Source organism: Actinocorallia lasiicapitis (assembly GCF_054778695.1).
Genome location: NZ_BAAGZI010000211.1, coordinates 1 through 9,966 on the forward strand (window position 1 = coordinate 1; position 9,966 = coordinate 9,966).

The window sequence follows — 9,966 nt, forward strand, 5'->3', positions numbered from 1 at the left end:
TCCGCGCGCGCGACGGCGTCACCCTGGCCGCCGACCTCATCGAACGCGCGGCACGCGGATGACCCTGGGCACGGCACCGGGCCTGGACGGAGCCCGTGAGGCGGTCTTCTGGACCGACCGGGCGGAACGTCCCGGCCCCTACCCGGCGCTCACCGGGGCGGCCCAGGCCGATCTGGTGATCGTCGGTGGCGGGTTCACCGGCCTGTGGGCCGCGATCCTCGCCAAGGAGGAGAACCCCGGCGCGGACGTCCTGCTGCTGGAGGCGGCCTCGCTCGGCTTCGGCGGCAGCGGCCGCAACGGCGGGTTCCTCTCCGACTCGCTCACCCACGGGCTCTCGCACGGCAAATCCCGCTGGCCCGCGGAACTGCCGACACTGGTGCGGCTGGGCCGGGAGAACCTCGCGGAGATCGCCGCGACGCTCGACCGGCACGGGATGGACGCGGGCCTGCGGCTCACCGGCAAGACGACCGTCGCGGTCGCGCCGCACCAGATCGGCGAGCTGCGGGCGCTGGAACGGCTCCATCTGGAGCAGGGCGACGACGCCGAATGGCTGGACGAGCGGCGGATGCGCGCCGACGTCGACTCCCCCACCTACCTGGGCGGGCTGCGGGTCCGCTCCACCGGCGGGCTCGTCGATCCGGGGCTGCTCGTCGACGCGCTGACCGTGATCGCCGAACGGCTCGGGGTACGGCTGCACGAGGGGACCCCCGTCACCGGGTTCGCCGGTGCGGGGGCCGGGATCCGGGTGGACACCCCGCACGGCCCGGTGACCGCGGGCCAGGCGCTGATCGCCACCAACGCCTACCCGGCGCCGCTGAAGCGGCTGCGGCATCTGATCCTGCCGGTCTGGGACTACGCCCTGATGACCGAGCCGCTGTCGCAGGCACAGCTCGCGTCGCTGGGCTGGCGGGAGCGGCAGGGCGTCACCGACGCCGGCAACCAGTTCCACTACTACCGGCTCACCTCCGACGACCGGATCCTGTGGGGCGGCTACGACGCGATCTACCATCGGGGCGGCACCGTCGAGGACGTCAAGGCCCGCAGGCCCGCCTCCCACGAGCTGCTCGCCCGGCACTTCTTCCGGACCTTCCCGCAGCTCGAAGGGCTCGGCTTCAGCCACCGCTGGGGCGGCGCCATCGACTCCACCAGCCGGTTCACCGCCGCGTTCGGCACCGCCTACGGCGGCCGCGTCGGCTACGCGGTCGGTTACACCGGCCTCGGCGTCGCCGCGTCCCGGTTCGGCGCCCAGGTCGCGCTCGACCTGCTGGCCCGCCGCTCCACCGAGCGGACGGGACTGGAGATGGTCCGCCGCTCCCCCGTCCCGTTCCCGCCGGAACCCCTGCGCTGGCCCGTCGTCGAGCTCACGCGCCGCGCGCTCGTCCGCGCCGACGAACGCGAAGGCCGCCGCGGCCCCTGGCTCCGCCTCCTCGACACCTTCGGCATCGGTTTCAACTCCTAAGAGGATTCATGTCCGTACTGATCAATCCCGCCACCGGCCTGGCCTTCGCCGAGCTCAAGGACACCCACCCCGGTGAGCTGCCCGCGATCGTCGCGGCGGCGCGCGCGGCGCAGCGGAGCTGGCGCGACGCGACGCCCGGTGAACGCGCCCGGGTCCTGCTGCGGCTCGCCGACCTCCTCGAGGCCCATGCCGAGGAGCTGACCAGGCTCGAGGTCGAGGAGACCGGGAAGCCCGCGCCGGTGTTCGCCGAGGGCGAGCTGCCGTTCGCCGCCGACAACCTGCGGTTCTTCGCCGGAGCGGCCCGGTCGCTCGACGGGACGGGAGCCGGGGTCCTCAGTTCCGGGTACACCTCGATGCTCGTGCGGCGGCCCGTCGGCGTGGTCGCCTCCATCGCCCCGTGGAACTTCCCCCTCGTCATGGCGATCTGGAAGATCGGGCCCGCGGTGGCGGCGGGCAACGCGGTGATCATCAAGCCCGCGCCGCAGACCCCGCGCGGAACTCTCCGGCTCGCCGAGCTGATCGTCGAGGCCGGGGCGCCCGCGGGGCTCGTCCAGGTGGTGCTCGGCGGAGCGGACCTCGGCTCCGTGCTCGTCACCGACCCCGGCGTCGACATGGTCAGCGTCACCGGCTCCACCGCGACCGGCAAGGCCGTCATGCGCGGAGCCGTCGACGGGCTCAAGCGCGTCCACCTCGAACTCGGCGGCAAGGCCCCCGCCCTCGTCTTCCCCGACGCCGACCTCGAGCAGATGGCCGGCGGGCTCACCATGGGCACCACCTACAACACCGGCCAGGACTGCACCGCGGCCACCCGTGTCTACGCCCACCGCGACGTCTACGACGCCGCCGTCGAGGCGCTGCACGCGACCATGAGCACCGTCCGGGTCGGCGACCCCTGGGCGGAGGGCACCGACATCGGGCCGCTGATCTCCGCGGCGCACCGCGACCGGGTCGACGGCTTCGTGCGGCGGGCCGTCGCCGAAGGAGCCACCGCGCTGTGCGGCGGCGCGCCCCTCGACGGGCCCGGCTTCTTCTACCCGCCCACGCTCGTCACCGGGGCCGCCCAGGACAGCGAGATCGTGCAGGGCGAGGTGTTCGGTCCCGTCCTGGTCGTGCTGCCCTTCGACGACGAGGACGACGCGGTCGGGCTCGCCAACGACACCCCCTACGGGCTCGCGTCCTCGATCTGGACCGGCGACGTGTCCCGGGCGCTGCGGGTCGCGCACCGGCTCGACGTCGGGGTCACCTGGATCAACGACCATCTGCCGATCGCCTCCGAAGCTCCGCACGGCGGGGTCAAGGGCAGCGGGTTCGGCAAGGACATGAGCCAGGAGTCCGTCGCCGAGTACTCGGTGACCCGCCACATCATGGTGAAGCACGCCGCGCCCGCCGCCCGCGACTCCTTCCGCCCCGCGTGACAGGGGCGTGAGAAATCCCACCGCCCGGTGACAAGACAGCCGGGAAAGGATCACGCACGCTGGAGGGCGGGCGTGGTCTTTGCGGAGGTGGGATGGATCCAGCAGGAGTTCCCGAGGAGCTGTACCGGGTCGCGCGCGGGGCGCTGCGCGGCGTGGCCGTCGAGGAGGCCCCGCTCGTCATCGAGCGGGTGCTGTCCGCCGTGCTGCCGGTCCACGAGCAGGAGGTGATCGAGCGGGTGGTCGTGCTGTTCGAGCGGCGGCTGACCGTCGCGCAGGCCGAGCTGAGAGCGCTGCGGCGGGAGAACGCCCGGCTCCGCGCGGACGGCAGGCTCGCCGACGGCCGGGTGCTGGCCGAAACGGCGCGCCCCGGCCTGACGGCCCCGCCCTCCGACTGCTCCAACGCCTGCATGGACGCCGCCTGCGACTGCTCGGGCAAGTGGAAGGCGACCGCCTGGACCCTCGACCCCGCCGACCTCCTCGCCGTCCTCGACCGCCCGGCGTAGCGCTAGACGCGGTCGGCGGTGAACAGTTCCCAGTAGTGGGTGACGTGGGCGACGGTGGTGCCCAGGTCGCGGCCGACGTAGGTCCAGCGGCCGCGCAGGCGCCAGTTGCGGCGCATTCCGTCGGTGAGGAGCACTTCGAGGGAGAAGGCGGCGTCGTGGGCGCGGATGATCCCGGCCGGGTCGACGGTGGCGGTCTTCAGGAGCGGATCGCTCTCGCAGCGGACGGCGAGCAGCCGGGTGCCGGTGTCCTGGCGGAGCAGGCCCTGTTCGAGGTCGTAGGCGAGCATGGCGGCGTAGTCCGGGCCGAGCCAGCGCAGTTGCGGCAACCGCTCGGGCGGAGGAAAACCGTACACCGCTGGTCCGCCTGTCACACCGCGAAACCTAGCGCGAGGGCCACGGTCTCGTACCCACTTCCCTGTGATCCATCAGTCCTGACCAGCGCCTATGCGGGTATTGGCCCGATAGGTCAAGCGCATCGCTCGTGTACGGCCCCGTCACACGAGCGCAGCGGAGAGCAGCTCCCAGTAGTGGGTGACGTTCGCGTGCGAGGTGCCCAGCTCACGGCCCGCGTAGGTCCAGCGGCCGCGCAGCCGCCAGGAGCGGCCCAGGCCGTCACGGAGCAGGATCTCCAGCGCGAACGAGGCGTCCTGGGCGCGGAGCACCCCGCGGTCCACCGTGACGGTCGTCAGCACCGGATCGGCCTCGCAGCGCACGCCGCGCAGCACGGTCCCGGGATCCTGGCGGAGCAGTCCCCGTTCCAGCTCGTGTACCAGGAGCGCGGCGTAGTCGCCGCCGAGCCAGCGCAGATGGGGCACCGCCTCCGAAGGCGGGAAGCCATAGCGGGCGGGCGGCACCGGCCCGGTGTTGACGGCGCGGTAGCCGCTGTCGCTGCGGTGCGAGTCGAGGACGGTCACGCTTCACCACTCCTGGGTTGTGGTCTTTAGTCGTACGACTACCCCGGATCACAAGCCGAGCGCATCGCCTCCCATGTGCCCAGCTTGACGCGTTCACCGCGTGCCAGAGATGCTGCCAGCGCGACTTCCGCCGCGTCTAGTCCCAACCAATGCGAATAGGTGACGAATTGGACGCCGCGGGATGTCAGGAGGGCTTCCAGATCACCGATCGGACGTGGTCGGGCCCCCAGATCGGCCAGAACGGACGTCACTGTCTCGGCCGCGTCGGACTTGTTGGTGCCGACGACCCCGCTCGGACCGCGCTTGATCCAGCCCGCCGTGTACTCGCCGTCGCGGATCCTGCCGCGGTCGTGCACGATCACCGAGGCGCGCTCGTCGAACGGCACGCCCTCCAGCGGGACGCTCCGGTAGCCGACCGAGCGGACGACCGCGCCGACGTCGAGGGTCTCCAGCACGCCCGTCCCGGCGATGCCGCCCTCGACCGGCACGGTGCGCTCCAGGCGCAGCCCGTCGACCCGGTCGGTGCCGAGGATCTCGGTGGGCGCCAGCCAGAACCGCAGATCGATCCGGCGGGCGGCGTCGGGCGGGGTGGCCGTCCACTTCGCCATCGCGGCGAGGTTGGCGCGGACGTGCCGGTCGCTGTCGGCCAGCGCCGCCGACGCGGGGTCGAGCTCCAGATCGCGCGGGTCGACGTGGACGGAGGCGCTGGGCAGCTCGCCGAGCTCCCTGGCCTCCTTGGTGGTGAACTTGGCCTGCGCGGGACCGCGTCTGCCGATCAGATGGATCCGGCGGACCTTCGAGGAGTCCAGGGCGTTCAGGACGTGCTCGGGGATGTCGGTGTCGCGCAGTTCCGAGGCCGTCTTGGCGAGGATCCTGACCACGTCGACCGCGACGTTCCCGACGCCGATCACCGCGACCTCCTCGACCGACAGGTCGAAGGAGTGGGCGGCGGCGTCGGGATGGCCGCAGTACCAGTTGACGAAGTCGGTGGCCGCGATCGAGCCCGGCAGATCCTCGCCGGGGATGCCGAGCCGGCGGTCCACCATCGCGCCCGTGCAGTAGACGACCGCGTCGTAGCAGTTCAGCAGGTCGTCGCGGCTGAGGTCGCGGCCCAGTTCGACACAGCCGAAGAACCGGACACCCGGCTGCTCCAGCACCCGCTGGAGGTACTTGGCGATGGCCTTGATGGATTTGTGGTCCGGTGCGACGCCGTACCGGACCAGCCCGTAAGGGGTCGGCAGCCGGTCGATCACATCGACCTTGACGCCGCCTTTGACCAGGGCCTCGGCAGCGTACAGTCCGGCGGGCCCGGCTCCGACGACTGCGACCGTATAGTCCGTCACAGTGGAGATTGTGCCCGCAACCGGTTCCTTGACGCCATGGCCGCTCAGATCACGACTTGATCCCCGTTCCCGGACCGTTCCCGCAACCGGCTGTGCTTGCGCCCGTAGGTGAAGTACAGGACGCTGCCCAGCAGCATCCAGACCAGGAACCGCACCCAGGTCTCGACCGGCAGGTTCAGCATCACGAACAGGCTGCCCAGCACCGCGAGCGCCGGCACGAACGGCACACCCGGGCAGCGGAACGAGCGCGGCAGGTCGGGCCGGGTGCGGCGCAGCACGACCACCCCGATCGCGACGACCACGAACGCGAACAGCGTGCCGATGTTGACCAGTTCCGACAGCGCCGACAGCGGGATCAGCCCCGCCAGGATCGCCACGATGGTCCCCATGAAGACCGTCGAACGGGCGGGGGTGCCGTACTTCGGGTGGACCTCCGACAGCCACTTGGGGAGCAGGCCGTCCCGGCTCATCGCGAAGAACACCCGGCTCTGGCCGAGCAGCAGGATCAGCACGACCGTCGTCAGACCGAAGATCGCGCCGATGCTGATCAGGGAGGCGAAGAACGGGTGGCCGACCTCCTTGAACGCGTCGGCCAGCGGCGCGTCCTCGCTCAGCCGCGAGTAGTGCTGCATCCCGACCAGCACCAGCGAGACCGCGACGTACAGCGCGGTGCAGATCACCAGCGAGGCGATGATGCCGATCGGCAGGTCGCGCTGCGGGTTGCGGGACTCCTCGGCGGCCGTGGCGACCACGTCGAAGCCGATGTAGGCGAAGAAAACGATCGCGACGGCGCCGAAGATGCCGAGCCAGCCGAACGCCTGCGGCGTGACCCCGGTCAGTACCTGGAGCAGCGGCGCCGCCCAGCCGTCGATCCCCGGGGTGCTCTTGGGCGGCGGGATGAACGGCGTGTAGTTCTTCGCCTTGACGAAGAACAGGCCCGCGACGATCACCAGAGCGATGACGCTCAGCTTGATCACGACCATCACGGCGTTCACCCGCGACGACACCTTGACGCCCATCACCAGCAGCGCCGTCACACAGAGCACGACGATCACGGCGGGCACGTTGAAGGTCGCGTTCTCGCCCGCCAGGCTCTCGGGCAGGTGCACGCCCATGCCGTCCAGCAGCGACGTGGCGTAGCCCGACCAGCCGACGGCCACGACCGCCGCGCCGAGCGCCAGTTCCAGGATGAGGTCCCAGCCGATGATCCAGGCGGGGAACTCACCGATCGTCGCGTAGGAGAAGGTGTACGCCGAGCCGGCCACCGGGACCGTCGAGGCGAACTCGGCGTAGCAGAGCGCGGCCAGACCGCAGACGATCCCGGCGAACACGAACGAGATCGCGACGGCCGGTCCTGCGTAGTTCTTGGCGACGATGCCGGTCAGCACGAAGATGCCCGTGCCGACGATGACGCCGATGCCGAAGACGGTGAGGTCGAAGGCGGACAGCGTCTTGCGAAGCCGGTGGCCCGGCTCCTCGGTCTCCTTGATCGACTGCTCGATCGTCTTGGTGCGGAACAGACTGCTGGTCACGGACCCTCGCCACGGTGTGTATTCAATGGAACTACACACCGTAACAAGTCAGCGTCCGGCGACGCGTGACCTCAACGTCCTGCGGTTGGTCACCTTCGCGACGGTCTCGGTGATCTCGCGTGCGACGTCCTGCGGGGTGAGGCCGATCTCGCCGAGGATCTGCGCGCGGGACGCGTGGTCCAGGAACTCCTGCGGGATGCCGTAGGTGCGGATCGGGACGTCCACGCCCGCGTCACGGAGCTGACGGGCGACCGCGTCGCCGACCGCGCCCGTCCGGCCGTTGTCCTCGATGACGACCACGAGCTTGTAGGCGGCGGCCGCCTCGGCGAGCTCGGGGTCGAGCGGCTTCACCCAGCGCGGGTCGACGACGGTGGCGTCGATGCCCTGGTCGATCAGGCGCTCCGCGGCGTCCTTCGCGCAGACGGCCATCGAACCGACCCCGACGATCAGCACGTCCTTGCCGGGACGGTCGAACAGCACGTCCATCCGGCCGAGCCTGCCGACCGGCTCGACGTCCGCGAAGACCGGGCCCTTGGGGAAGCGGATCGCGGACGGCCCCGAGGTGATGTCCAGGCAGTCGCGGAGCAGTTCCCGCAGCCGGGCGCCGTCGCGCGGAACGGCGATCTGCATCCCCGGGATCAGCGCGAGGATCGACAGATCCCACATGCCGTTGTGGGAGGCGCCGTCGTCGCCGGTGACGCCCGCGCGGTCCAGCACGAAGGTGACGGCCTGCCTGTGCAGGGCGATGTCCATCAGGACCTGGTCGAAGGCGCGGTTGAGGAAGGTCGCGTAGATCGCGACGACCGGGTGCAGGCCGCCCAGCGCCAGACCGGCGGCCGAGGTGGCGGCGTGCTGCTCGGCGATGCCGACGTCGTAGATGCGGTCGGGGTAGGCGTCGGCGAACGCGGCCAGGCCGACGGGGTGCAGCATCGCCGCGGTGATGCCGACGACGTCGGCGCGCTCGCCGCCGATCCGCACCATCTCCTGGCTGAACACCTTGGTCCAGCCGGGCGTCGAGCTGGGGGCGGACTTGCCGGTCGCGGGGTCGAACGACCCGCCGCCGTGCATGTTGTCCTCTTCGTTCTGCTCGGCCGGGGCGTAGCCCTTGCCCTTGCTGGTGATCGCGTGCACGATCACCGGGGCGCCGAACCCGCGCGCCTTGCGCAGGGCACGTTCCATCGCCTGCTCGTCATGGCCGTCGATCGGGCCGACGTACTTCATGCCGAGGTCCTCGAACATCGCCTGCGGCTGCAGGATGTCCTTGAGGCCCTTCTTGATGCCGTGCAGCGCCTCATAGGCCAGCTCGCCGGCGACCGGTACCCGCGGCACCGTCTTCTTCACCAGGTCGAGCGCCTTCTCATACCCCTGGGTGACGCGCAGGTCGGACAGGTGGCTGGCGAGGCCGCCGATCGTCGGGGAGTAGGAGCGGCCGTTGTCGTTGACCACGATGATGACCGGCCGGTCCTTGCCCGCGGCGATGTTGTTCAACGCCTCCCAGCACATGCCGCCCGTCAGGGCGCCGTCACCGACGACCGCGATCACGTGCCGGTCGTCCTCACCGCGGACCTGGAACGCCTTGGCGATGCCGTCGGCCCAGGAGAGCGCGGTCGAGGCGTGCGAGTTCTCGATCACGTCGTGCTCGGACTCGGCCTGGCTCGGGTAGCCGCTGAGCCCGCCCTTGCGGCGCAGGTCGCCGAAGTCCTGGCGGCCCGTCAGCAACTTGTGGACATAGGCCTGATGACCGGTGTCGAACAGGATCCTGTCGCGCGGCGAGTCGAAGACCCGGTGCAAGGCGACGGTGAGTTCCACCACACCGAGGTTCGGACCGAGGTGGCCTCCCGTCTTGGCGACGGCGTCGACGAGGAACGCGCGGATCTCCGCGTGCAGCTCGGGCAGCGCCTCGACGGGCAGGCGCTTCAGGTCGTCAGGACCTTTGATCGACTCAAGCAGGCTCAATCGGGTCATCTCCTATGGCGGTGAGGCCCACGATCTATACGACTCTCGAAGCAGGCCCCTGCTTCCCGTGGTTGTGGAGAGTTTAATGCCGGTTGGCGCAGCACGCGGAGCGAGGGAGATGATGATCACCATGGCGGAGCAGATCGTCCTGTTGGACGAAGCGGGACACAGCACCGGAACGGCCCCCAAAGCGGAGAGCCATCACGGCGACACACCTTTCCATCTGGCCTTCTCTTCCTATCTCGTGGACGAGGAAGGTCGCATCCTGCTGACACAGCGGGCGCACGCCAAGCGGAGCTTCCCGTCCGTCTGGACCAACAGCGCGTGCGGGCATCCGGCGCCCGGCGAGACCCTCCGCGAGGCCGCCACCCGGCGGATCAGGACCGAGCTCGGGCTCGACGCCCGCGAGGTGACCCTGATCCTGCCGGAGTTCGTCTACCGGGCCGAGCAGGACGGGATCGTCGAGTTCGAATGGTGCCCCGTCGTGCGGGCGCGGGTGACGGGCGAGCCGGTGCGCGACCCGGCCGAGGTCGAGGCGCTGGAGTGGCGCACCTGGGCGGGGGTCATGGCGCTGCGCGACGACCCGCGCGCGTCGCCGTGGTTCCTCAAGCAGATGGAGCAGCTGGTCCCGCTCGGTTCCCCGCTGGAGTGGCCGGCCGCCGATCCGGCGCTGCCGCCGCCCGCCATCACCTGGTGAACCGGGACGGCGCGGTGACGGTCAGTTAAGGAGGACGGGGCGGCGCGGTGGCGGCTCGACGAGCATCGCGCGGACGTCGGCGAGGAGCGTGGCGGACGGAGTCCACAGCCCGCCCTGACGGCCGAGCGCGACGATCGGGCGGCGCAG

General features: G+C 70.9%; 9 protein-coding genes. 4 read left to right on the forward strand and 5 right to left on the reverse strand.

Annotated elements, in window-relative coordinates; genetic code table 11:
- Nucleotides 1–58: 58 nt before the first annotated feature.
- The 3 genes from ACYVE7_RS21355 (at nt 59) to ACYVE7_RS21365 (ending at nt 3,377) form a co-directional block, all read left to right on the forward strand.
- Entirely contained in the window at nt 59–1,459 is a 1,401-nt protein-coding gene (locus ACYVE7_RS21355) for an NAD(P)/FAD-dependent oxidoreductase (protein ID WP_460366746.1), read from the forward strand.
- A gap of 8 nt (nt 1,460–1,467) precedes the next feature.
- Nucleotides 1,468–2,874 (forward strand): aminobutyraldehyde dehydrogenase, encoded by a 1,407-nt coding sequence (locus tag ACYVE7_RS21360; RefSeq protein ID WP_460366747.1) that lies wholly within the window; start codon nt 1,468–1,470, stop codon nt 2,872–2,874.
- A 92-nt stretch (nt 2,875–2,966) separates the two neighbouring features.
- Nucleotides 2,967–3,377, forward strand: coding sequence for a hypothetical protein (locus tag ACYVE7_RS21365; protein ID WP_460366748.1), 411 nt, complete (start codon nt 2,967–2,969; stop codon nt 3,375–3,377).
- A gap of 2 nt (nt 3,378–3,379) precedes the next feature.
- Here ACYVE7_RS21365 and ACYVE7_RS21370 read toward each other — a convergent pair whose 3' ends face one another.
- The 5 genes from ACYVE7_RS21370 to dxs all read right to left on the reverse strand — a co-directional run bounded on the left by ACYVE7_RS21370 (nt 3,380) and on the right by dxs (nt 9,122).
- Nucleotides 3,380–3,730 (reverse strand): hypothetical protein, encoded by a 351-nt coding sequence (locus ACYVE7_RS21370; protein ID WP_460366749.1) that lies wholly within the window; start codon nt 3,728–3,730, stop codon nt 3,380–3,382.
- 141 nt (nt 3,731–3,871) lie between these two features.
- Complete coding sequence (locus ACYVE7_RS21375) at nt 3,872–4,291, reverse strand: hypothetical protein (protein ID WP_460366750.1); 420 nt, start codon at nt 4,289–4,291, stop codon at nt 3,872–3,874.
- Nucleotides 4,292–4,329: 38 nt separating this feature from the next.
- On the reverse strand, nt 4,330–5,643 hold the full coding sequence (locus ACYVE7_RS21380) for an FAD-dependent oxidoreductase (protein WP_460366754.1): 1,314 nt from the start codon (nt 5,641–5,643) through the stop codon (nt 4,330–4,332).
- Between the two features lie 35 nt (nt 5,644–5,678).
- On the reverse strand, nt 5,679–7,166 hold the full coding sequence (locus ACYVE7_RS21385) for an amino acid permease (RefSeq protein ID WP_460366751.1): 1,488 nt from the start codon (nt 7,164–7,166) through the stop codon (nt 5,679–5,681).
- A gap of 48 nt (nt 7,167–7,214) precedes the next feature.
- Complete coding sequence (dxs, locus tag ACYVE7_RS21390; protein ID WP_460366752.1) at nt 7,215–9,122, reverse strand: 1-deoxy-D-xylulose-5-phosphate synthase; 1,908 nt, start codon at nt 9,120–9,122, stop codon at nt 7,215–7,217.
- A gap of 130 nt (nt 9,123–9,252) precedes the next feature.
- Here dxs and idi point away from each other — a divergent pair, with 130 nt between their 5' ends.
- A complete protein-coding gene (idi, locus tag ACYVE7_RS21395; RefSeq protein ID WP_460366753.1) occupies nt 9,253–9,819 on the forward strand; it encodes an isopentenyl-diphosphate Delta-isomerase in 567 nt (188 codons plus the stop codon).
- Nucleotides 9,820–9,966: the final 147 nt, after the last annotated feature.